The organism is Pedobacter cryoconitis (assembly GCF_003259615.1).
GTDB classification, from domain to species: Bacteria; Bacteroidota; Bacteroidia; order Sphingobacteriales; family Sphingobacteriaceae; genus Pedobacter; species Pedobacter cryoconitis.
Window position 1 is genome coordinate 126393 of sequence record NZ_QLLR01000001.1, and the last position, 24367, is coordinate 150759.

At 38.9% G+C, this 24367-nt stretch carries 22 protein-coding genes; 15 read left to right on the forward strand and 7 right to left on the reverse strand.

What is annotated here, in order from left to right:
• Positions 1–8: 8 nt before the first annotated feature.
• From LY11_RS00535 to LY11_RS00550, 4 genes are all read right to left on the reverse strand, one after another.
• Complete coding sequence (locus LY11_RS00535; protein WP_111631790.1) at positions 9–1481, reverse strand: RagB/SusD family nutrient uptake outer membrane protein; 1473 nt, start codon at positions 1479–1481, stop codon at positions 9–11.
• Positions 1482–1496: 15 nt separating this feature from the next.
• Positions 1497–5051, reverse strand: a complete 3555-nt coding sequence (locus LY11_RS00540; RefSeq protein WP_245952535.1) for a SusC/RagA family TonB-linked outer membrane protein — start codon at positions 5049–5051, stop codon at positions 1497–1499.
• Positions 5052–5339: 288 nt separating this feature from the next.
• Entirely contained in the window at positions 5340–6536 is a 1197-nt protein-coding gene (locus LY11_RS00545) for a FecR family protein (protein ID WP_111631791.1), read from the reverse strand.
• Positions 6537–6600: 64 nt separating this feature from the next.
• Positions 6601–7185 carry an RNA polymerase sigma factor gene (locus LY11_RS00550; RefSeq protein ID WP_111631792.1) on the reverse strand — a complete coding sequence of 195 codons (585 nt, stop codon included), beginning with the start codon at positions 7183–7185 and terminating at the stop codon, positions 6601–6603.
• A gap of 393 nt (positions 7186–7578) precedes the next feature.
• Here LY11_RS00550 and LY11_RS00555 point away from each other — a divergent pair, with 393 nt between their 5' ends.
• The 13 genes from LY11_RS00555 (at position 7579) to LY11_RS00620 (ending at position 19485) form a co-directional block, all read left to right on the forward strand.
• Entirely contained in the window at positions 7579–8313 is a 735-nt protein-coding gene (locus LY11_RS00555; protein WP_146610775.1) for a hypothetical protein, read from the forward strand.
• Positions 8314–8320: 7 nt separating this feature from the next.
• A complete protein-coding gene (locus LY11_RS00560; protein WP_111632223.1) occupies positions 8321–8953 on the forward strand; it encodes a YiiX/YebB-like N1pC/P60 family cysteine hydrolase in 633 nt (210 codons plus the stop codon).
• 208 nt (positions 8954–9161) lie between these two features.
• Positions 9162–9938, forward strand: a complete 777-nt coding sequence (locus LY11_RS00565; protein WP_111631794.1) for an ROK family protein — start codon at positions 9162–9164, stop codon at positions 9936–9938.
• The gene (gndA, locus tag LY11_RS00570) at positions 9928–11340 is read left to right on the forward strand and encodes an NADP-dependent phosphogluconate dehydrogenase (protein ID WP_111631795.1); all 1413 of its coding nucleotides are present in this window, start codon (positions 9928–9930) and stop codon (positions 11338–11340) included. The genes LY11_RS00565 and gndA overlap by 11 nt, the downstream gene beginning before the upstream one ends.
• A 79-nt stretch (positions 11341–11419) precedes the next feature.
• Positions 11420–12934 (forward strand): glucose-6-phosphate dehydrogenase, encoded by a 1515-nt coding sequence (gene zwf, locus LY11_RS00575; RefSeq protein ID WP_111631796.1) that lies wholly within the window; start codon positions 11420–11422, stop codon positions 12932–12934.
• Between the two features lies 1 nt (position 12935).
• Positions 12936–13661, forward strand: coding sequence for a 6-phosphogluconolactonase (gene pgl / locus LY11_RS00580; RefSeq protein WP_111631797.1), 726 nt, complete (start codon positions 12936–12938; stop codon positions 13659–13661).
• A 353-nt stretch (positions 13662–14014) separates the two neighbouring features.
• Positions 14015–15148, forward strand: coding sequence for an NAD(P)/FAD-dependent oxidoreductase (locus LY11_RS00590; RefSeq protein WP_111631799.1), 1134 nt, complete (start codon positions 14015–14017; stop codon positions 15146–15148).
• The gene (locus LY11_RS00595) at positions 15148–15861 is read left to right on the forward strand and encodes a methyltransferase domain-containing protein (protein ID WP_111631800.1); all 714 of its coding nucleotides are present in this window, start codon (positions 15148–15150) and stop codon (positions 15859–15861) included. Before LY11_RS00590 ends, LY11_RS00595 begins: the two co-directional genes overlap by 1 nt.
• Positions 15858–16910 carry a type III polyketide synthase gene (locus LY11_RS00600; RefSeq protein WP_111631801.1) on the forward strand — a complete coding sequence of 351 codons (1053 nt, stop codon included), beginning with the start codon at positions 15858–15860 and terminating at the stop codon, positions 16908–16910. The genes LY11_RS00595 and LY11_RS00600 overlap by 4 nt, the downstream gene beginning before the upstream one ends.
• Positions 16911–16958: 48 nt before the next feature.
• Positions 16959–17405 (forward strand): 3-hydroxyacyl-ACP dehydratase FabZ family protein, encoded by a 447-nt coding sequence (locus LY11_RS00605; protein ID WP_111631802.1) that lies wholly within the window; start codon positions 16959–16961, stop codon positions 17403–17405.
• The gene (locus LY11_RS00610) at positions 17398–18675 is read left to right on the forward strand and encodes a beta-ketoacyl-[acyl-carrier-protein] synthase family protein (protein ID WP_111631803.1); all 1278 of its coding nucleotides are present in this window, start codon (positions 17398–17400) and stop codon (positions 18673–18675) included. Before LY11_RS00605 ends, LY11_RS00610 begins: the two co-directional genes overlap by 8 nt.
• On the forward strand, positions 18668–18922 hold the full coding sequence (locus tag LY11_RS00615) for an acyl carrier protein (RefSeq protein WP_111631804.1): 255 nt from the start codon (positions 18668–18670) through the stop codon (positions 18920–18922). Before LY11_RS00610 ends, LY11_RS00615 begins: the two co-directional genes overlap by 8 nt.
• A complete protein-coding gene (locus LY11_RS00620; RefSeq protein ID WP_111631805.1) occupies positions 18919–19485 on the forward strand; it encodes a 4'-phosphopantetheinyl transferase family protein in 567 nt (188 codons plus the stop codon). The genes LY11_RS00615 and LY11_RS00620 overlap by 4 nt, the downstream gene beginning before the upstream one ends.
• Here LY11_RS00620 and LY11_RS00625 read toward each other — a convergent pair.
• From LY11_RS00625 to LY11_RS00635, 3 genes are all read right to left on the reverse strand, one after another.
• Positions 19451–20335, reverse strand: coding sequence for a Ppx/GppA phosphatase family protein (locus tag LY11_RS00625; RefSeq protein ID WP_111631806.1), 885 nt, complete (start codon positions 20333–20335; stop codon positions 19451–19453). The two genes, LY11_RS00620 and LY11_RS00625, sit on opposite strands and share 35 nt — an antisense overlap.
• A 6-nt stretch (positions 20336–20341) precedes the next feature.
• Positions 20342–22399, reverse strand: coding sequence for a polyphosphate kinase 1 (ppk1, locus tag LY11_RS00630; RefSeq protein WP_111631807.1), 2058 nt, complete (start codon positions 22397–22399; stop codon positions 20342–20344).
• Between the two features lie 134 nt (positions 22400–22533).
• Positions 22534–23325 (reverse strand): hypothetical protein, encoded by a 792-nt coding sequence (locus LY11_RS00635; RefSeq protein ID WP_111631808.1) that lies wholly within the window; start codon positions 23323–23325, stop codon positions 22534–22536.
• A gap of 74 nt (positions 23326–23399) precedes the next feature.
• Between LY11_RS00635 and LY11_RS00640 the strand changes: the two genes are divergently transcribed.
• On the forward strand, positions 23400–23891 hold the full coding sequence (locus tag LY11_RS00640; protein WP_068401353.1) for a YajQ family cyclic di-GMP-binding protein: 492 nt from the start codon (positions 23400–23402) through the stop codon (positions 23889–23891).
• Positions 23891–24337: a GNAT family N-acetyltransferase gene (locus LY11_RS00645; protein ID WP_111631809.1), complete on the forward strand. Its 447-nt coding sequence runs from the start codon at positions 23891–23893 to the stop codon at positions 24335–24337. Before LY11_RS00640 ends, LY11_RS00645 begins: the two co-directional genes overlap by 1 nt.
• The last annotated feature ends 30 nt before the right edge of the window (positions 24338–24367 follow it).

Here is a 24367-nt window from a genome sequence, read left to right on the forward strand (position 1 = left end):
TTAAAAAATTAACGTGGATTTGGTGCCAGTCCTGATGCAATAGCTTCTTGCGGAAGCTGACATACTCTTCTTGGATCATCTGCCCCTAAAGTAATAATGGTCCTGCCATCAACAGAGGAATGTACAACTGGAATTTTCAAACGAAGAATATCAAGCCACCTCATGCCTTCATGTAAATACTCCAATTTCTTAAAGCTTAATACAGCAGCCACCATAGCATTCTGAAGACTAAGTGCCGGAGAGAAAGCTTTCGCTTTTGTTTCTGAAAACTTATGAACGCTCAATCTGTAGCCAATAATTCTGGTTGACAAATAAGTATCCAGGTCAGCGATTGCATCCTGGTTTTTATTCAGCATAATATTAGCTTCAGCGCGGTTAAACAAGACTTCTTCTGCGGTAAGCAGAGGAATTGTATTGTAAGGTTCACCAATGGTAGCACTCAATGTCTGTTTCACAAAATTCTCTGTAAACTTAGGCAGGTTATAATGGGTGTCATCACTAAAAATCTTATTACCCATGGCTAATGCTACGCCGGACGCATTTCCCGCGGCTCCGATGACTTGTAAGATGTTAGACCCGGCCAGGCCGTAATTATAACCAGCGTAACTTCTTCCCCATGAGGTAGCTGCTTCTTGTAATAAAAGATTGGCTGGCTCAGTCGACTGGGTATAGGTAGCCTGAAGTTCGTAATAACCCAGACCGTTATAAACAGTATTCCATGGTCTTAAGTTATCCTTGATCGCGCTACCAGGAAATACAGCATTGGCATGTTCAATTACTTTTGCATAATCCTTTTTAAATAAGAAAAAACGGGTAGCAAAAGCATGTGCGGCTTCCGTAGTAAAGTGAAATTTAGGAATACGGTAGCTATTGTTCTGAATTAAGGGTAATCCTGTTTCCAGATCTTTTTGAATCTGATCATAAACACTGGCAACTGTTCCACGCTCATATTTACCTTCCACAACTTTTTGCGCCTGGGTAACATAAGGAATTCCAGAATCTGATGCTGCTGTAGCGGGATCATATGTTTTTGCAAAAAAAGTAACCAGCATAAAATGTGCATAGGCACGGGCAACAAGGGCCTCTCCCTTACTGGCTGAATAAGATGCTGCTGACTGATCGCCTGCAGTATTAATGGCATCCAGCGCATAATTGGCCGCAGATATTGCTTTATAACAGGCCATCCAGTAAGAAGGAGGATTGTCTGTAGTATTGGCATCTATCTGATCCATGTATTTCCAGGGATACTCATTGACTCTTTCCAGGGTAGATGTTCCTTTATCCAAAGCATTATCACTCATTGCTTCTGCAAATGGGATATAGTTAAGGTGCGGATAGGCATTGGCAAGCAATTCGGATACTTTAACCGGAGAGTTTAACTCAGTCCGGTCATCTGGCTGATGATCCAGCATTTTTTTACAACTGCTCAATGACAGTGTCGTAAAAAACAGGGTGTATATAGAGATTTGACGTAATTTCATCTTGGTTCTTTTTAATTAAAATCCAACTTTTAAGGAAACAGTATATTGTTTTGGAATCGGTAAGGCTACTCCTCCAGAAGCAAAAAATTCAGGGTCCTGTCCTCTTAACTTTTTATCAGAATAGATTAACCAGAAGTTATTGGCTACTAAACTCAGAGAGGCATTATTTGCACCTATGATTTTAGCGATTCTATCTTTAAAGCTATAACTCAGAGAGACTTGTTTTAAGCGGATAAATCCACCATCAGCTACTCTTGCACTTGAATAATTATAAGCGTTATAAGGATATTTACCAGAAATTGCTGAAGCCTGGCTTACGTCTGGAATAGAGGGTATATTGGTGAAAGCCTCATCCCCTGGTAATACCCAGCGATCTTTAAATTCTGTTGGCAAAGCATCCAGATCTGAGTAAGAAGTGGCAAAGAAAGGATTCAGCCTGATTTTATTACCTGCAGAAAAGGTGAACAATGTATTTAATGTAAATCCTTTATAAGAGATTGTATTCATAAAACCACCCATTAATTTAGGATCAGTAGGTCCTTCATATTTAAGGTACTTGGTTACATCACTTTGAAGATAAACGTCATTGCTTAATTTTCCGTCCTGATCAAGAAAAGTCGGTATTCCTGTATCGTGGTTAAGCCCTTGAAAATCTATAGAATACAATCCTCTGTAAGGGTATCCCTGCTGAGGGCCGCCATCAGCAGTAACCAGGCTGAAGATATTCTGAGGGCTTTTTAAATTGGTAACTTTATTGGTATTAATTGCAAAATTGAAGTTACTTCTCCATTTCCAGTCTTTGTGATCTATAATTTTACCACTTACACTAACTTCAATCCCCTTAGTCTGCATATTTGCATAATTTGCAGTTGTCAGGTACTGACCACCTATACCAGAAGTCCTGATTGGACTGATCAGATCAAAACCGTTTCTTTTATAAACATCAACAGTTAAGTTTAACCTGTCTTTAAACAACCCAAGGTCTACTCCAATATTTGTTTCATATTGTTTTTCCCACGTTAATTCATCGTTCTGGATATAATTTATATTCATCACAGATTCTTTATCGTTGATATATGGACGAATAGCACTTCCATTTTTCAGGACTAAAGCTGAATTGGTTGCACTTCCCAAACTTGCGGTTAAACCGTAGGTAGCTCTAAGTGTTAAACGACTGATCAGGTTTTGTTTTTGCATAAAATCTTCTGTATCCACGTTCCATGCTCCCGAAACGTTCCATGTAGGCAACCAGCGTGCATTAGCAGATTTACCAAGCTGATTAGAACCGTCGTACCTGGCTGTCGCGTTTAAAGAGTATTTTCCTTTATAAGAGTAAGCAGCCCTTCCCATAAAAGCAGCAAAACGATCATAGATATGCCCCATAGAATAGTAATTGGAGTTACCTAAAACGGCTTGTTTAAGAATATCAGGATCAATAAATGGTTCTCCTCCTTTACTGTACTGATAACCATAACCGATATTACTACGGGATTGACGGTTAGCAATCCTGGTTTCCTGAGCTACATAAACGTTAATTAAATGGTTTTCATTAAATGTATTGTTGTATTCCAGGGAGTTTCTGACCATATAAGCTTTTAAATAGTCATCCTGGGTATCATAGAAACCACCATAAGGCAACACCACAACCGGCTGCAATTCCGGATGTTCCGGATCACGGTAAAGAAAACGGTTATTTTCCTGAACGTAAGAATCTCCGGCTGCCCTGTAAGCATTGGCCATATTAGAATCTTCTCTTACTTTATGCTCGTTTCCACTTTTTACATAGCGCATCGATGCCATGAAGTCATATTTCAAATGCGGATTAATTTTATAATTCAAACCACCTTGTAGTTTAAAGTCTAATAAATTCACATCCAGCGTATTGTTTTCCAGCTCTGATAAAATATTGAATGGTGCGAAGTTCCTTGGAAAATATTCTCTATTTCCATTTTGATCAAAGGCAGTCATCGTTCTGCTGGTATTCAGGGAATAACTGAAAGGGTTAATATCAAAATCTCTGGAATACTTCCCTTCTACCGGGTTACTTACCCTGCCAACAGTACCCGGTGCTTTCTGCTCCCGAATAGATGATGTGGTAATAAAGTTGACAGTCAGTTTATCAGACAGGTTAAAGTTCGCATTCATATTTGTTGTAATACGGTCTACTTTATTTCCCATTGCCCAACCGTTATCATTCAGGTAACTGGTAGAGAAGTACAACTGTGATTTCTCGGTTCCTGTAGAGATACTTAAGGAATGTTCCTGTTGAAGGGAGTTCTTAAATAAAAGGTCAAACCAATCTGTATTCGCCGTTGCATAACGCTGAAGAAATGCGTTTTTAGCTTCAGGAGTATTCACTAGCCCGAATTTCCCTGAACTTGCGTCATAATTGTTAATCTCCTGGTACATTTTGGTAAAAACGCCACCATCTGCATTTCTTGAAGTTTTACCCAGATTAAGCCATCCTTTACGTTCCAGCTCTGAATAAACTGACATCTGGTCTGCAGAGTTCATAATGTTGTAATTGCTGTAGCTCGGCTTTAAACTGGTAGAGAAATTTCCTGTATAAGAAACTTTGGTTTTTCCTATATGCCCTTTTTTAGTAGTAATTACAACCACACCATTCATCGCTCTTGCGCCATACTGAGCGGTTGCAGCTGCGTCTTTCAGGATGGTAAAGCTTTCTATATCATCCGCATTCAGCCCTGCAACAGAAGATCCAACCAGGGTATTGACATCACCTGAGGACAACTGCTCATTAGAAATATTAACGACATCTTCCAGCACTACCCCGTCAACAACCCATAAAGGTTTATTGTCTCCGGTAATAGAGGTTGCACCCCTTACCCTGATTTTTGGTGCGGCTCCGAATGTACCTGATACGTTTTGTACGGATACACCAGCTACACGGCCTTCCAGCATCCGGCTCACATCTGTAATACCGTCTTGTTTAATGTCTGTTCCTTTGAGTGTTACTGAAGAGCCTGTAAATAGTTTTTTGTTAATGGTCTGGTATCCTGTCGTGATACCAACTTCTTTCAATGAATTCACATCTTCTTTTAAACTCACATTGATCAGGGTTTTCCCGCCAACAGCAATTTCTTCTGTTTTATAGCCTACATAAGAAAATCTTAACGTAGCATTTTCATCTACTTTAAGATGATATTCTCCGTTTGCATCAGTTGTGGTAGAAGTTGTTTTCCCGTTTTCTTTGACAATTGCTCCGGGAACAGGCTGGCCGTCCTTGTCGGTTACGCGTCCTCTAACTTCAATTATAGCCAGGTAAGCTGCAATCTTATCTATGATAGACTTCTCCTTTTCTTTGACTACAACAGTTTTATCAACGATTTCATAAGAAAAGGGTTGATTTTTGAAACACAGTTTTAAAGCCTCGTCTAAGGTTCCGTTTATAATAGTGATGTCTACTTTACTTGCTTTTTCCAGCAAACGTTCATTATAAAAAAACTGATAACCGCTCTGCTTACCTAAATCGGTGAAGACTTGGGTTAATGCGGTGTTTTTTTTATTAAGATTGATGTTCTGGGCAATTCCAGCTGCACTTACGTGCATTAGAACTGAGAATAGAAGAACGAAGGTTACCTTCATGGTTCGCCAAATTTGATTGTAGCCCTGCCAATTTTTGGACAGCAGGGGGCAATGAATAATATTATTCATATTTTTGTTTGGATTGGGTTGATGATTAAACTGTTTGCAGAAATTGTTAAAGGGTTGGCCCAGTCTTTTCAGAAGCTCCGATCGCCATCGGGGTTTCTGTTTTTCACAGGGGACCCTGTTGTTTAATATAACCCGTCGTCTCTGTAGATTTTTTTCATGTAAGTTTGGTTTGTGGTTGATTGATTAGTTGATTATCATTTTTCTGCCCTCGATATTAAACTTAATATCGCTGAGCTGTAATAGCTTGATGAACTTGCCAAGGCTGGCATTTTTAGGGATCTTCCCTGTAAACCGGTCGGTTGGTACACCATCCCGGTAAATAATTTCCAGGTCATACCATTTTGCGGCTTCACTCAATACATCATGAAGATTAGTGCTTTTAAAGTAGAACCAACCTTCTTTCCAGGCGATAGCTTCTTCCACATCAGCAGGCACCATCGTAATGCTGTTTGCAAGCTGTATGGCTTTTTCTCCTGGTTTTAACAAAACTGCATGTGCAGCTCTTTCTTTTGCGTCGGCATAGTGCAGTGGAGACACTTTTACTGATCCCTCTAATAAAGTGGTTTGAGTACTGGCATGATCTGCATAACTGCAAATATTAAAGTGGGTACCCAGTACTTCAACTTCCTGGGAACTGGTCTTAACTTTAAAAGGATGGTTTTTATCTTTCGCCACTTCAAAATAGGCTTCTCCGGTGAGTTCTACTTTACGGTCTGTTTGAAAAGCAAATGAAGCGGGATATTTTAAAGAGGATAATGCGTTGAGTTTTATTTTCGATCCATCTGGCAAAATCACCTGGTAGTTTTCCCCGGCGGCAGTGGAAATTGTGTTGTATCCGGAATTAGATGCCGCTGCTTTACCTGGTTTTGAAACTACGGTATAAATAAGTTCTCCGTCATTTGTTTTGGTAATGCTGACCCCGGCTTCTTCTGCCAATTTACCTTTAAGACCATCAGATAAAATAATCCGTTGTCCGTTGGCGAGTGTCAGGGTAGCCATATTTTTACCTGCTGTGATCTGATTAGCTATTTCAAGAGTTTTGGAAAGGCTGTTTTGCGCCGCTGAATGTCTGTTAAATAAATAACCGATACCAATAAGGAGTACCGCAGCTGCCGCAGCAAACTGATACCAGCGTTTGTTTGACCTGACCTGTCTTTTTTCAGAGATTTCAGGTTCATGTTCAGTCAGTTTTGCACGTTGCAGCGTTCCTTCCCAGATTTCTTCCTTCAAATGACTGAAATCCTGTTCAGACTCAGAAAGTTCTTGTTTCAGAATTTCTGCGCTATACCAGTTCTCTAATAGTTTGATTTCTAAATCTGTAGCCGTGCCTGAATTATATTTACTAAGAAGATTTAGTGCTTCCTGATCATTCATCATCATCTGGTTAGTGCTTATTTATAACAATAACCGCTCAGGATGAATCAGGGGGTAGATGAATTGGTAATTATCTGAAAATAATTAAAATGGCCAGGCTAAATCCTATTTGTTCAATTCTTGGCCTGATAATTTTCAGTGCATTTTGTACTTGCTTTTTCACCGTCTGATCTGACAGATTCAGCTTTTCAGCAATCTCCTTGTGGGAAAGGTTTTCTTTACGGCTCATTTCAAAAATCTCCCGCATTTTTGGGGGCAGACTTTGAATTTCATGCTCAATAATTTTACTGAGCCTTTTTTCATCAAGTTTATCGATAGTATCAGGATCTGTTTCTGAGACAAAAGCAGCAATAGATTTTGCATAGTCATGGCGGACTTTACTTTTTTCAATACTATTCAATACTTTATTTCTTGCTGCAGTGTACAAAAGGCCGCCCAGATTATGATTGGATTTAATGGCTGCAGCGTTTATCCACAACTTACTGAATATTTCCTGAATAACATCTTTCGCATCGTCCTGGTCCCTGAGCATCTTATAAACTTGTGCATACAGGACACTCCAATACCGGTTATAAATTTCAGTAAATGCTAAACGATCACCGGATTTTAATAATTCAATCAGTTCACTATCTGAATACTCACCATACATGCCCATAAACTATGAATTTACAATAATCCAACAATAAACACAACAAATTTCACCTGAAGCATTCAATTGCAGATCTTTTCTTTTAAAAAACAGCAAACGTTATAAGTAAACCTAATTAAAATCTATTAATTAAGAATATTCAGAGAAAAAATAATCCACAACTATAAAAATATCATAAAATAACGACAAACCAACACCTGACAAGCGTATTTAGAAAAGTAATCTAAAAGAACGCAACTATATTTTATTCAGATTAATCTTTTTATATAGAAAACTGCAATATCCTGTTGAAAAAGAAACAATACAATGTAAAAACTCAATATATTGTTAAGCCAATTCCTGTGAATATCAAACAATACCTCTTTTTTTTGTACCATTGTATAATAAATACACCTTATTTTGAACTACAAAAAGAGCTACCTCCTACCGCTCCTCATGCTATTGGCTTTTTTCGCTAACGGGCAGCAGTTAAAAAAAGTAAAAAGTGTTGCTGCATGGAAAATAAGCTATGCACTGGACTTCGGTGAGCCGCAGCAAAAAGAGGCTTCTTCAAAACATGACCAGGGGCAGCTTGCCATGATGGAATTAGCCAAATCATTATCCGGATCTTCGGATGACAGCCCTCCTTTGATTTGTTATCTGAGTCCTGAGTATATCAGGGTAGAGCAAAGGGGATTAGGCGGAGGAATCACCATAGCTGATAAAAGAGATACCGTAAGTTATTTATTGGACACTATAGCCCAGGTTGCAACGAAGTATCCTGCTGCAATGCCCAATATACAAACTGCAATGGCAGGAGATTCTATGATGGTGATCAGTTCTGCTGATTTCGTGATGCAGTTGAAAGCAGGTACGATGGTGATTGCCGGCAAAGCTTGTAAGAAAGCTATTTTTGTTAATCCTCATTCTCCGGAAAATGTAATTACGGTTTGGTATGCACCCGAACTTCCCCGTTTATACTGGCAGCAGTACAGTTATTTAAAAAGTGTACCTGGCTGTGCATTAGCCATCGGAACTTTATCTAAAGGGCTCAACATCGGTATCAAAGCGAATTTAATTGAGCAGGTAACTTTAGCAGATAGCTTTTTCCTCCCTCCGCCAGCTTATACAATAAATGAAGAAATGTCTTATTAAATCAACCATGCGTAACTTATTAATTTGTGTTTTATCAGCCTTGTTTTTATCATTTCATGCAAAAGCACAGGAAAATATTCAATTAAAATCCGGTGACCTGATTTTCCAGAATTTAGACTGCGGCCCTTTATGTGATGCAATCAATGCAGTTACACAAGGTTACCAGGGAAATAAATTCAGTCATATGGGAATGGTCCTGCTTAGAAATGATAGTATTCTGGTCATCGAAGCTTCTGGTAAAAACGTACATCTTACCCCACTGCAAATATTTTTGTCCAAATCAACTCATCCGCATTATGTAGGAAGATTAAAACCGGTTTATCAAAAAATAATACCTGCAGCACTGGCATTTTCAATGACGCAGATGGGTGTGCCTTATGATGATCAGTATTTATATGATAATGGAAAATATTATTGTTCTGAGTTGATATATGATGCGTTCAAAGCAGCGAACAAGGACAAGCCTTTTTTCAAATTATTCCCGATGGCTTATAAAGAACCTGGTTCGGGTGCTTATTTTCCGGTATGGAAAGTGTATTTTGAACACTTAAACATGGAAGTTCCTGAAGGCAAACCCGGATGTAACCCCGGCGGCATATCTTTATCTGATAAAATTGATATTTTAGGGCAATATAAATAATTGTATAAATCAGTTAAAAAGTCATATATATATCAAATTAACCGCTAAATTCACGTTTAAATATGCTTTATTGAATTTTTCGTCAATTATGCCCGATAATTGGGCATTCTTATCGGGTTTCTGGTTTTATATGGCTGGAAATTTGTTAATTTGAGATGTCAAACATTGGCAGCAAGGCAAAAAAAGCAATATTCATAAAAAAAGAAATATGGCCAACAACGAGCAAGAAAAAGAGAGTACCAATATTTTATCAATTGATATTGGCGGCACCGGTATCAAGGCCTGTATCTTAAAAGAAAATGGCGAACTATTCTCTGAGTATACTAAACTGCCAACACCTAAGGATTCTACTCCTGAAAATGTAATTAAAGTTATTCATGAATTGGTTACCCCGCTTACCCCTTACAGTAAAATAGCGATTGGTTTTCCTGGCTATGTAAAATGTGGTATCGTAGAAACAGCTCCTAACTTAGCGAAAAACAAATGGGCAGGTTATCCGCTTGCACAACGTATCAGTGATGATTTAGGAAAACCTGTCCGGTTAATTAATGATGCCGATCAACAGGCGCTGGGTATTATAAGCGGTAAAGGTTTTGAAATCGTACTTACTTTAGGTACAGGTTTCGGTACAGCTTTAACTTTTGACGGAGAATTACTTCCGCATCTTGAACTTTCTCATCTTCCGGTATCAAAAAATAAGGATTATGACGATTACATCGGTGAGAAGGCCTTTCAGAAAGAAGGCGACAAGAAATGGAATGAAAGACTAAAACGAATTATAGAAATTTATAAAACAGTGTTTAACTATGATGAGCTCTATCTTGGAGGCGGAAATTCTAAACACATCAATTTTGAACTAGAACATAATATTCATCTTGTTTCTAATAGGGATGGTATAAAAGGCGGTGCAAAATTATGGGCTGCTAAAGAAAAATATCACGTTTTCACTACCTATCCAAAATCAAATACAACAAATGGAAAGTAAATTCACATTAGGAATGATAGGCCTTGGTACAATGGGCCGCAATTTATTGCTGAACATGGCCGATAAAGGCTTTGCAGTAACAGGTTATGACAAGGATCAGAAAATGATCCAGAAACTTAAGGAAGATGGTGCAAAGCATAATCTTACGGCCTACAGCTCATTAGAAGATTTTATTGGAAGTCTGGAGTTACCAAGAAGAATTATGCTTCTTGTACCTGCAGGGCCAATTGTTGACAGTGTCATTCTGGAGCTTTTACCTTTACTGGATAAAGGCGATATTATTATTGATAGTGGAAACTCTCATTTCACGGACACCAGCAAAAGAGCTGCTGACCTTTCTGGCCAGGGAATCCATTTCTTCGGCATGGGAATTTCTGGTGGTGAAGAAGGTGCACGTTTCGGTCCTAGCATTATGCCAGGTGGTGATAAAACTGCTTATGGAGAAATGAAAGAGATTCTTGAAGCTGTTTCAGCTAAAGTAAATGGTGATCCGTGCGTGGCTTATATCGGCCCCGGAGCTTCAGGTCATTTTGTGAAAATGGTACACAATGGTATAGAATATGCCATGATGCAGTTGTTAGCTGAGGCTTACGACATTATGAAAAATGCGCTTGACTATTCAAATGAGCAGATTCATGATGTATTTGAGCAGTGGAACAATGGCCGTCTGCAGTCTTTCTTACTGGAAGTAACCAAAGATATTTTTGCCTTTAAGGATGAAAAAACAGGTGGTTACCTGGTTGATTATATTAAAGATGAAGCGAAGTCTAAAGGTACTGGAAAATGGACATCACAAGTGTCAATGGATTTACAGTTACCAATTCCTTCTATCAATGAGGCGGTAAGTACAAGAGATTTATCGAAATTCAAAAGCTTACGTACTAAATTATCCAAGACTTATACGCAGGGCAAATATGCTGTTGGAGATAAGGATAAATTTATCGTTGAGCTGGAGCAGGCTTTATATTTTGCTGTTATTTCTTCTTATGCACAAGGTCTTCATTTATTATGGCAGGCATCTATCACTTATGAATATGAACTGAATTTACATGAAATCGCACAAATCTGGCGTGGTGGATGTATCATCAGAGCTGAATTCTTAGAAGATATTTACCAGGCTTATAAAAAGCAACCAGACCTGGAGCATCTTTATGCAGATGCGGGTATCGCAAAAAAATTAGAAGAAATCCTTCCGGGAATGAGATCTGTTGTTAGCCACACGGTATTAACAGGATTAGCTGTTCCTGCATTTGCATCTGCTTTAACCTATTTCGATTCGTTAAAAACAGAAAGAATGCCTTCTAATTTAATTCAGGCACAAAGAGACTTTTTTGGTGCGCACCAGTTTGAACGTACTGATGCAGAAGGAACGTTTCATGCGATCTGGAATCCAGCAAAATAGTAATATAAAAGAAATGCGGCTTGAATGAGCTTTTACAGAATCATTCAAGCTGCATCACCGGTAAATAAAATATGCACTAATGAAAACAAGTCAATGCCTTAACCCAACCGTTTTTGTCATCTTTGGTGGCACTGGGGATTTAAATATGCGCAAACTTGCGCCAGCACTTTATAACTTGTATTCTGATGGCTACATGCCTAAAGATTATGCAATAATCGGAACAGCGAGAAGTAAGCTCACTGATGTACAGTTCCGTAACACAATTATGGAGGGGGTAAATAGTTTCTCCCGCGCTGGTAAGGTTAAAAAAGAAAAATGGGATGGTTTTGCAGAAAACGTATACTACAACCCTGTAGATGTATCTGCTCCTGAAACTTTTCAGGATCTTAAAACAAGTATTGAAAAGCTTAAGAAAAAATTCGGACCTAAAACACAGGTGATTTATTACCTGGCAGTAGCCCCGAATTTATTCCCGCTAATTGCTGAATGTATTGCTAAATATGATCTTGCCGGCAATGAAGAAAATTGCCGTATCGTAATTGAAAAGCCTTTCGGTCGTGATTTAGAAACTGCAAAGGAATTAAATAAATTGTTAACCGGAATTTTCACGGAGAAACAAATCTACAGAATTGACCATTATCTGGGTAAAGAAACTGTTCAGAATATCATGGCTTTCCGTTTCGCCAATTCATTCCTTGAACCACTTTGGAACCGTACCTATATTGATCACGTACAGATTTCTGTAACCGAGCAGTTAGGTGTTGGAGATCGTGGTGGTTATTATGATGGTGCTGGTGCTTTAAGAGATATGATCCAGAATCACATTTTACAACTTCTTTGTTTAATTGGTATGGAAACGCCTATCAATTTTGATGCGGATGAAATCAGAAACAAAAAGGTTGATGTGTTAAAAGCTATGCGTCCTTTTGGACCTGACGATATTCGCATGAGCACTGTTCGCGGACAGTATTCTAAAGGATGGGTTGAGGGTAAGGAAGTACCTGGTTACCGTTCTGAAAAAGATGTGGCACCACAGTCTAATACAGAAACTTTTGCCGCAGCCAAATTCTTCGTGGATAACTGGCGCTGGCAGGGAATTCCTTTCTATGTACGTACAGGTAAACGTCTGTTCCAGACTTCTTCTCTTATCACGATACAGTTTAAGGATGTTCCTCACCAGGTTTTCCCTGCAGGTGTAACTGAACACTGGCAGCAAAACAGGCTGATCATCAGTATTCAGCCAGAAATGAGTATCCGTTTACAGGTACAGGCAAAAAGACCTGGACTGGACATGGTATTGAATCCTGTTGACATGGTTTTTGATTATAAAGGAACTTATAGTTCTGAAGCTCCGGAAGCTTACGAAACGTTATTACTGGATGTAATGATTGCAGATCAGACACAATTTATGCGTGCAGATCAGGTAGAAAGTGCATGGGAATTGTTAATGCCTGTCATCAATGCGTGGGAAAGTAAAACTTCATTGAGCTTCCCGAATTACCCTGCTGATTCATGGGGTCCTGAAGACGCTGAAGCGCTGATTGCCAGAGACGGTTTCCACTGGTTTACCTTACCTTTAAAAGATAAAGACTAGTATGAACTTATTGATATATAAAACAAAAAGTGAGCTGCTGAAAGATTTAGCAGATTACGTGATCGCAATTGCAGAAAAGGCGATTGCAGAAAAGGATTGTTTTAATTTTGTACTGACTGGCGGTAATTCTCCTAAAGAATTATATGAAATACTGTCTACCACCTACCGTGAAAAGTTAGATTGGTCAAAGGTATTTTTCTTTATTGGGGATGAACGTAATGTTCCGCCCGGACATGAAAGCTATAATGGCTTAATGGCAAAGAAATCAATATTGGCTCCTTTAAACGTTGCTGATGATCATATCTTTTTTGTAGATACTACATTAGCTCCTGAAAAGGCTGCAATAGAATATGCTAAAGCAATCACTGCTCATTTTGCTGGTGCTGACCTTGCTTTTGATCTTATTTTATTAGGTATGGGCGATGATGGGCACACTGCTTCATTATTCCCGGGTACTGATATTTTAGACAGCAAGGAAGTAACAGTAGAGAGTGTATTTGTGGAGAAACTAGCGACCTACAGAATCAGTTTCACAGCACCATTGATCAATAAGGCCAAAAATGTTGCCTTCCTTGTATTTGGTGATGCTAAAGCTGATGCGCTTAAACATGTGATTGAAGACGAGCCTAAGAACACTGAATTATATCCTTCCCAATTGATCGATCCGATTGACGGCAGCCTGACATGGTTCCTGGATAGTGATGCAGCAAAATTGCTGGATAACTAAACACATATTTGTTATAGGAAGCCCTGTTTCATTCATTTGGAACAGGGCTTTTTTATGGAGCTTCGCGAATGATTCATCCAGTATTTCTGGAATGGGCAAAAACCAGAAAGTGGCTTTGGAAGCTTTAAACGAATAGGTTTAACGCCATAAAGTTCTGCTAAATCTTTATCCAGCATAATCTTTTGTTTCCTGATCGGCTGTATTTTATTTACCAAAACTTCATCTATCATATCTTTGAATTATTTCAAAAGGATAATTTTATTCTTTTGAAATAATTAATATATTTCCAGGGATGTAAACAAATAGTACTTTAAGCTGTTGTAAGCTTACGCTTTTTATCCCCAATTTTGATTATGCCTGTTCAAACTGATATTTTAATTATAGGTGGCGGATTAGCCGGGTTAACTGCGGCATTACATCTTCAGCAAGCAGGGATTGAGGTAGTCCTGGTTGAAAAAGATCCTTATCCTCATCATAAAGTTTGCGGTGAATATATCTCCAATGAGGTTCTTCCCTATTTAAAATGGCTGAATGCTGACCCGTCGGTACTGCATCCTTCGGTCATTTCCAAAATGCAATTTTCTACGGTTTCAGGGCGAAGTATTGCTGCCCGTTTACCTATGGGTGGTTTTGGGGTGAGCCGGTATCAGCTGGATCATTTTCTCTATCAAAAATTTCTGGCTAAAGGAGGTGTTGTGATACAGGATACAGTGAGCAGCGTAGTATTCGAAAAAGATAATTTCCTGGTTCTGACACAAAGTGAAACACAGTATACAGCCAGACAGGTGATTGGTGCTTATGGCAAACGCTCTTCCATAGACCTGAAATTAAAGAGAAAATTTATACAACAGAAATCACCATTTTTAGCTGTAAAAGCGCATTATAAGGGTGAATTTGAAGATGAATTAGTGGCCCTGCATAATTTCAAAGGAGGCTATTGTGGTGCATCTAAAATTGAGGATCAAAAGATAAATATATGTTATCTGGCAAATTATGAAACCTTCAAAATACATAAGAACATCACAGCTTACCAGGAGAATGTATTATATCAGAATAAACATTTAAAAAGTATTTTTGAAAAATCTGAACTCTTGTTTGATGCCCCCATAACGATCAGTCAACTCTCCTTTGGAGTCAGGGAAGCGGTCATTGACCATATCCTGATGATTGGTGATACTGCGGCATTAATACATCCTTTATGTGGAAACGGTATGGCTATGGCGATACACAGTGCGGGAATTTGTTCAGAATTATTGCTTTTGTTTCTTAAGGGAGAGATTCCTGACAGAACTTCAATGGAAAAACGCTATATTATATGCTGGAACCAGCACTTTAAATCCAGATTATTGATGGGCAATACTTTATCAGCACTGTTCGAAAAAGAATATTTAACGGAAAAATTATTGGGTGGAATGGTCCGGCTGCCATTTATACTCCCTTTGATCATCAAAAAAACACACGGCCATAGCTTAACTGTTCCTAAATAATGTTTGTAGATACCACTTATAGAAGCACTGCTCCCGAGATTATGGATAATTTCCAGATGGAAGGGGAAATACTCAGAGACGCACTCGACAAAATTGCCAGCATCAATCGTCTGCTTGGCGGAAACAAGGTAACAATCGAAGGAATTATTTATTTACTCCGGGCGCAACCAAAATCTACTCCAATACGTATTACTGATATAGGGTGCGGAAATGGGGATATGTTAAGAGCGCTTGCAGCTTATGCAGAGAAAAATGATTTAAACTTTATACTTACTGGTATAGATGCTAATAATTTCACGATTGAGCATGCCCGGAGCTTATCATCCGGATATAAAAACATAAGCTATGAGTGCATTGATATATTTGATGAGCTGAACCAGCAAAAATCAACAGATATTATACTTTGTACACTCACATTACATCACTTTAAAGAGCAGGAGATCATTGTGTTGCTGCAAAGTTTTCAACGAACGGCAAGGCTTGGTTTTGTAATTAATGATTTACAGCGGAGTGCAATCGCCTACTATCTGTTTTTGGGTTTATGTTTTGTATTCCGCCTGAATGATATGTCACGTGAGGACGGACTGGTTTCTATCCTCCGGGGGTTTAAAAGAAATGATTTAGTGTCGTTTTCAAAAACATTGGGTCTTAAAAATTACTTTATTAAATGGAAATGGGCGTTCCGCTACCAATGGATAGTTAAAATATCATGAGTGTAATTATAAAAAGTATCAGCAAAGCATTGCCTGAATATTCAAGGACCACAGCCGAAATCATTCCTTTTCTGGATGGTTGGCTGCATGGCCAGGAAGACCGGTTTGTACGTAAGGTTAAAAAGATATTTGAAAATGCTGCGGTAGATAAACGTTATTCCTTTATGTCTCCTGAAGAAGTTTTCAGCGATCTTACATTTGAGCAGCGGAACAATATCTATTGCAGAGAAGGTATTAAATTAGGTACAAAATGTCTGACAGATGCAATTGATAAGGCAGGCTGGAAAAATGAAGACCTGGATTATATCATTACCGTAAGCTGTACAGGAATAATGATCCCTTCTTTAGATGCCTATCTGATCAATGCTTTGAAACTGCGCCAGGATATTGTGCGTCTTCCGGTTACAGAAATGGGCTGTGCTGCTGGCGTATCCGGAATTATTTATGCCAAAAACTTCTTAAAATCCAATCCGGGTAAAAGAGCTGCAGTTATCGCGGTAGAATCTCCAACGGCAACTTTTCAGCGCAATGATTTTTCGATGGCCAATATTGTAAGTGCTGCCATTTTTGGAGACGGCGCGGCCTGCATTCTTTTGTCTTCACATTCTGAAGATAGCGGCCCGGAAATACTGGCCGAAGAAATGTATCACTTTTATGATGCAGAGGAAATGATGGGCTTTAAAATGACCAATACAGGTTTGCAAATGGTACTGGATGTGACTGTTCCTGAAAACATTGCCGAACATTTTCCTGCTATTATTCATCCCTTTCTGAAAAAAAACGGATTAGATATTCAAGCAATAGACCATTTGATTTTCCACCCCGGCGGAAAGAAAATCATTGAAATTGTAGAAGCATTATTTGGCGATCTTGGTAAAAATATTGAAGACACTAAAGCGATTTTAAGGCTATATGGGAATATGTCAAGTGTTACCGTACTGTATGTGCTTGAACGGATTATGGAGGCTAAACCTAAGCCCGGAGACAAGGGCCTGATGCTCAGTTTTGGCCCCGGATTTTCTGCACAGCGAATTTTATTGCAATGGTAAGCGTTTTTTGTATTTACTTTACACCTTAGAATTGATAATATTATAACAATGAACGCACAAGAAATACTAGCAAAATTACCTTACAGCAAACCTTTTTTATTTGTTGATGAGTTATTACAAATTGATGAAAACGGATCAACCGGGACTTATACTTATGATAAAGACCTTGATTTTTATAAAGGACACTTTAAAGATGCACCAGTTACACCAGGGGTAATATTAACAGAAACAATGGCACAGATTGGCCTGGTTTGCCTGGGTATTTATCTTTCGGAAAATGCAAATACAGAAATGAAAGCGCATGTGATGCTGACATCTACAGCCATGGATTTTATGAAACCTGTTTTTCCTGGTGAAATGGTTACCGTAACTGCTGAAAAAGTATACTTCAGGTTTAAAAAACTGAATTGTAATGTAGTCATGAAAAATGAAGCAGGAGAAACAGTCTGCAAAGGAAATATATCAGGAATGGTAACTACAAAAATGAATGACTAAACGTGTTGTCATCACCGGTTTAGGGGTTGTTTCACCAAATGGTGCGGACATCACACAGTTCAGACATGCGCTTAAAAATGGTGTGTCCGGGATTCAGCATGATCCGCAGCTGGAACAACTTCTTTTCTCCTGCCAGATTGCAGGAAAACCAGTGATTGATACAGACCGGATCAGTCAGTATTTCACTGAACTTGAAATCCGGAACCTGGAAAGCACGGGAATTGTATATGGTGTAATCGCAGGTTTAGATGCGTGGAAGGATGCCGGGCTTAAGCCTGCTCCGGATGAAACCCCGGATTGGGAAAGTGGTACTGTTTTCGGCACAGGCACTTCTGGTATCGATAAGTTCAGGGGTGCCATTTATAAATTAGATAACCTGCAGATCCGTAAACTGGGCAGTTCGATAGTTGCCCAGACTATGGCAAGCGGGGTAAGTGCACTACTGGCCGGAAAACTCGGATTGGGAAACCAGGTCACAACTAACTCTTCTGCTTGTGCAACAGGAACCGAGAGTGTTTTAATGGCTTATGAGCGCATTAAATCAGGTCAGGCAACGATTATGCTGGCTGGCAGTACAAGTGACAGTGGCCCGTATATATGGGCTGGTTTTGATGCGATGAAAGTTTGCACTTATAAGCATAATGAAACTCCGGAGAAAGGAAGCCGCCCGATGAGTGCAACTGCAAGTGGTTTTGTTCCCGGAAGTGGTGCCGGCGCTTTAGTTTTAGAGAGCCTGGACAGTGCTTTAGCAAGAGGGGCTAAGATTTATGCCGAAATACTGGGCGGACATCTTAACTCTGGCGGTCAGCGTGGTGAAGGTACAATGACCGCACCTAATCCATTAGCGGTACAGAGGTGCCTTTCTATGGCATTAAAATCTGCTGATATACAAGCTTCGGAAGTTGAAGTAATCAACGGCCATTTAACCGCAACCGTAAAAGATACGCTTGAAATACAAAACTGGGTAACAGCCTTAGGCCGTTCTGGTAAGGATTTTCCCTATATCAATTCGGTAAAAGGAATGATAGGCCACTGTATAGCTGCGGCTGGCAGTATTGAATGTGTCGCTTCTGTTTTACAGCTTCATGAAGGGTTTATTTTCCCTAATATAAATTGTGAAGATCTGCACCCTACTATTGAAATGCTAATAGACCCGGAACGTATTCCCCGTACTTGTCTCCACAAAGAATTTAATATACTCGTTAAGGCAAGTTTTGGTTTTGGCGATGTGAATGCCTGTTTGGTCTTAAAAAAATATAATCATGGATAGAGAAGTTATCATTTCCGCTATTAAAGAAGTTGCAGCTCCTTATACCCAGGACAAGCAGGCACTGGATGAAATCAGTGAAACCACAAGTTTTATTACAGACCTGAAAATCAATTCTGCCAACCTGGTTGATATTGTACTGGATCTGGAAGAAAAATTCGGCATAGAGATCGACAATGATTCCATGGCAAAAATGCTGGATGTTAAATCCACACTGGATGTTATTGAGGCCAAACTTGCTGAAAAATGATAGGCAATGATCTGGTAGATCTCCGGCAGGCTGCCATAGAGAGCAACTGGAGACGGAAGGGTTACCTCGTTAAAGTCTGTACACCTGAAGAGCAGGAGCTTGTTCTGGAAGCTTCAAAGCCTGATGAAATGTTATGGTTAATCTGGACGATGAAAGAAGCAGCTTGTAAAATTATTCAGCGTAAAACAGGAATCAGAAGGTATGAGCCTATAAATTTCTGTTGTGGGTCGCTGAATATAAACAAGAAGAATTCTTCAGGAATAGTCAGCTATTTTAAGGATAGTTTTCTGATGAGAAGTGAGCTCAGCGATACATTCATCCATTCTGTTGCGGTGTCAGCGCTGAAGGATTTTCAGCACCTCCATTTACAATATCTCCGCCCCGAGCCAGATTATAGAACAGCGTTTAACCGTTTATCTGAGTTTTATCAGCTGGCCGGTACTCCATCAGGAATCCCGGAGTTAACCCATCAGATAACCGGCCAGAAGCATGCTGTTTCCGTAAGCCACCATGGTGACTATCTGGCTGTTATTTATTCAGATTCTCTTCTATTAGCAGATTAATAATTCCGTCTGCCATCCCTACTCTTGGTACATGGATCTGTTTAATACCCGTCCATTTCATCAGGGTAATAAAGATTTCACTGGCCGGAATAATTACATCGGCACGGTCAGGGTTTAAATTGAAAGTCTGTATCCGTTCTTTTAAAGAGTGACTATTCAATTGATTGTAAAGAGATTTCAGCTTCAGAAACGTTAAAGGCATACCTTCTTTTTCATTCGCCATTTTATACAATTTATTGATATTTCCTCCGGTACCTATCCCTGCCAGGTTTTTATGATACTTGGTTTGATCTTTAACCCAGAGTCTCATTTCTTCCCAGGTTTCTTCTTTATCCTGGTTATCAAGAATTCTGATTGTCCCAATATCAAATGATTTAGAGGCAACAGGTATCTTATTCACAAAAACTGACAGTTCTGTACTACCACCGCCTACATCTATGTAAAGATAGTTTTTCTTAATATCAAGATCATCTTCGATATGATTGGCATAAATGATATTGGCTTCCCGCTGACCTTCAATAATTTCCAGGTCTATATTGGCTTTCTCTTTAATCATTTTAATGATTTCAAGGCCATTTTGCGCTTCTCTCATAGAGGATGTCGCGCAGGCAAGGTATTTAGTCACCTGGTATACATCCATCAGATTTTTAAAGGCCTGCATAGTTTTAATCAGGTCTTCGATTTTTCGTGCAGAGATTTTATGATCTAAAAAGGCATCATCACCTAATCTTAAAGGAACCCTGACCAGGGTATTCTTTTTAAAACCAAACCCATTATCATTGTGTGTTATATCTGCAATAAGCAGTCTAACGGCATTAGAGCCAACGTCAATTGCTGCATATCTGAGCATAATCTTCTACTGGTGTTTGTTTTTTAAGTAATTATAAGTTTGAACCTGTGCTCTCACCTTAGTGCTAAGCCGGTTTTTATGATATTTATTGTTATTTAACCGGGTAATATCCCTTGCTTTCACGTTATCCTGTAACTGAAAATCAATAATATCCCTGATTTCCTGTTTAACGTCTTCATCCAATACAGGAAAACCAACTTCTACACGGTGCTCAAAATTGCGGCTCATTAAGTCTGCTGAAGAAAGAAACATTTCTTCTTTACCGTTATTTCCAAAAATGAAAACACGTGCATGCTCTAAAAACTTATCAATGATACTGATGACCGTAATATTTTCACTGAAGTCTTTTACGCCCGGAACCAGGCAGCAAATACCGCGTACAATCAATTTAATCTTCACTCCTGCATTACTTGCGTCATAAAGTTTCTCTACGATCCCTTCATCAGCCAGACTGTTTACCTTAAAAATAAGATAAGCAGGTTTACCGGATTTCGCGATCTTAATTTCCCGGTCTATCAAAGTATAAAACTTAGTCCTGGATTCCAGCGGAGAGACTATCAGGTACTTAAAGCCTGTAGCTACAGTACGCTTGTTTAAGGCGGCAAAGAGCTTGATTAAATCGTGGGTGATCTCTTTTTTAGCCGTAAAAATACTATGGTCACAATAGAGTTTAGCGGTTTTCTCATTGAAATTACCAGTCGCCAGATTCGCATAATAAACGGGGCGGCCTTTTTCTATCCGGGTAACCAGGCAAATCTTAGAATGGACTTTGTAATCTGTCAAACCATAGTTTACATGTACCCCTTCTTCTTCCAGTCTGTTGGTCCAGAAGATATTTGCTCTTTCATCGAAACGCGCTTTAAGCTCAACCAGGCAATTTACCTTCTTACCATTTTTTGCCGCATTAATTAAAGCGTTGATTACTCTCGAATTCTCTGCCAAACGGTAAAGTGTAATATTTATCGCGGTAACTTTAGGGTCAATTGCTGCTTCACGAAGAAAAAGAATGATATAATCATAAGATTGATAGGGTAAATTAACCAGGTAATCTCTTTCTGCAAGCTTATTAAATATGCTTTGAGTACGGTGTAAGCCGAAAACCTTTAAGGGTACATTTGCAGGATATTCAAGGCTTTTATCCCCGACATTTGGAAAACGAATGAAATCACCAAACTTATGGTAACGGTTACCGGGGATCAGGCTTTCTGCTTCAAGTTTCATTTTAGCAACCAGCACACCGAGCATATCAAACGGCATTTCCGTATCATAAAGTAAACGCATTGGCTTACCTTTTCTACGCTTATCAAGGCTGGTCTTTAATTCATCAATAAACTTATCACTTACATTTTTATCGATGTCCAGCTCAGCGTCTCTGGTCAATTGTATAGAATAGGCATCCATTTCATCGTATTTGAATACGTAAAAGATGTCATCCAGACAGTATTTGATAATATCCTCTGCGAGAATAATAAACTTTAATCCGTTTGTTTCCGGAAGTACCAAAAACCTGGGCAGGTCAGGAGGTAATTCTATCAACGCATACTTTTCATCCTTTTTGCCGGTTTTCTTCTTCAGCCTTACAAAAAAGTACAGATACCGGTCTTTGAGTTCTGGAAATGGTTTTTCCATATCAATCATGATCGGTACCAGGTTGGAAAGTATTTTATCCCGGAAGTGTTCTTTTACAAACTCTCCCCTGGCTACATTGAGTTGTGTATCGTTCAGAATAAAAATCCTGTTTTGCGCCAATTCATTGATCAGTGTAGCCTGAAATAGCTGTTCAAATTTACGCTCTTGTTTAACAACTATATTTTTAATCTCATTCAGCACTTTTTTAGGATTAAACCCTAAAAGCTCTTTGGCCTTGTCGTTTAAATTAGACAACCTGGTCATTGTAGCTACACGTACCCGGTAAAATTCTTCCAGGTTAGAAGAGAAAATAGACAAAAATTTAATTCTTTCAATCAGCGGAACAGTCTCATCTGTTGCCTCCTGTAAAACCCGTTCATTGAAATATAACCAGCTGAGTTCTCTATTTAAAAATGGGACCTTCTTCTTTGTCATGGGGGTTAGTATCAAAAAATCCCTGGTGGGACCGGATGCTCAAAACTGCGAATTCTATTGTTAATTCAATGTTAATTATCTAAGCATTAATTCGCATGAAAATGGATTTAAATTAACGTTAAAATGTAATTGAATTAACTTTCGCCTGTAGTTTTCTCCTCAGCTTTTTCTGTAGTCACTGCAGGTTTAACAGGCGTTGCCGTAGTTTTAGCAGTAGTTGCAGCGGATGTAGCTGGAACACGCTTAACAACAGCTTTCTTTACCGGGGCAGCTTTTGATGCTGTATTTACAATTTTTTTAGCCGCACCAGCCGCTGCTGTAGCAGTTTTACTGACACCTTTTGCGATTTGTGCAGCAGGTTTTGCCTGAGTTACATTTTTAACTGCTGTAACTGCTTTATCTTTAGCTACAGTAGCTTGTTTTTTAACCGCTGTAACATCTTTATTTACTTCATTTTTTGCTGCAGGAACAGCCTTTTTAACTACAGAAGCTGATTTTTTCACGACTGCTGTTGCTTTTTTAACAGGTTTGGCGATCAATGTAGCTGCTTTTTCCTCACTTGCAATCACCGGAACCTTAATACTGTTCACTGATGGCTTAACACTGGAAACTGCTTTTTGAACTTCCTTTTTGACCTTTTTAGCGCCTTTAGTAGCTACTTTTTTAAGTTTTTTCGCAGTCTTTGCTATTTCCTTCTTTGTTGGCTTAGTTTTTTTAGTAGCTTCTTCTTTCACAGCAATAAATTTCTTAGCTAATTTACTAGCTACAGATTTTGCTGCCTGAGCTAATTCTTCACCAATTTTTTCGGCATCATGACCCAAATGAGAAACTGCTTCAAAAAATTTTTGCGAAAGAGTCTGCTCCAATTCTTTTTTAACTGCTTTTTTAGCATTATTTTTTTGCACTTTTGATTTATTGGTTTTCATAATAATTTTTTTAGCAAGAACGTTAAATAATTAATATCTAAATCTAATATATTTTTTATACTAAAGCTATAATCATGCCCACTTTCGATATCGTAAGTAAAGTTGACGCGCAGACATTGGACAATGCAATGAACAACGCAAAAAAAGAGATCCTTAACCGTTATGATTTCTCTACCTCTCAGAGTACTATTGATCATGACAAGAAAACAAATGTGATCACCATTGTTACGGAAGATGACATGCGTCTGAAAGCCATTGAGGATTCCATTATTTCCCGTATGGTGAAACAAAACCTGGACCCTAAAAGTCTTGATTTTGGAAAGGAACAATATGCTTCCGGCAATATGATCAGAAAAGAAGTTTCCATCAAAGAAGGAATTGATAAAGATGTCGCTAAAAAGATAGTTGCAAAAATCAAAGCCAGCGGACTTAAGGTTCAGGCTTCTGTAATGGACGATCAATTGCGTGTACAAAGCAAAAACATTGATGACCTTCAAAAGGTAATTTCGCTTTGTAAGGGGGAAGATTTCGGACAGCCACTTCAATACATCAACATGCGTAACTAATGGAAATTGCAGATAACGGCTTTATTTTTTCGGACGACAAAAGCAAAATTGATGCTGCTGCCGTTCATCTTTTCCTGAGTACCAAATCTTACTGGGCCGAGGGAATTCCGTTACAAACGGTGGCTAAATCTATTGAGAATTCTCTTTGCTTTGGAATCTATAAAGAAACCCGGCAAATAGGCTTCGCCAGATGGATTACCGACTGTGCTACGTTTGCTTATCTGGCAGATGTATACGTAGAGGAAGAGTTTCGTGGTATGGGACTCTCGAAAAAATTAATGTCGCTCATGCTCTTTCATCCCGATCTGCAGGGCTTAAGACGATACATGCTGGCAACCAGGGACGCACATAGTCTTTATAGCCAATATGGTTTTGAGCCGCTGGAAACACCAGAAAATATAATGGCTGTTACGATCAAAGACATTTATAAAAAGCAGGAGGATTAATCTCCCTGCTTTTTTTATTGCTGAATAGCC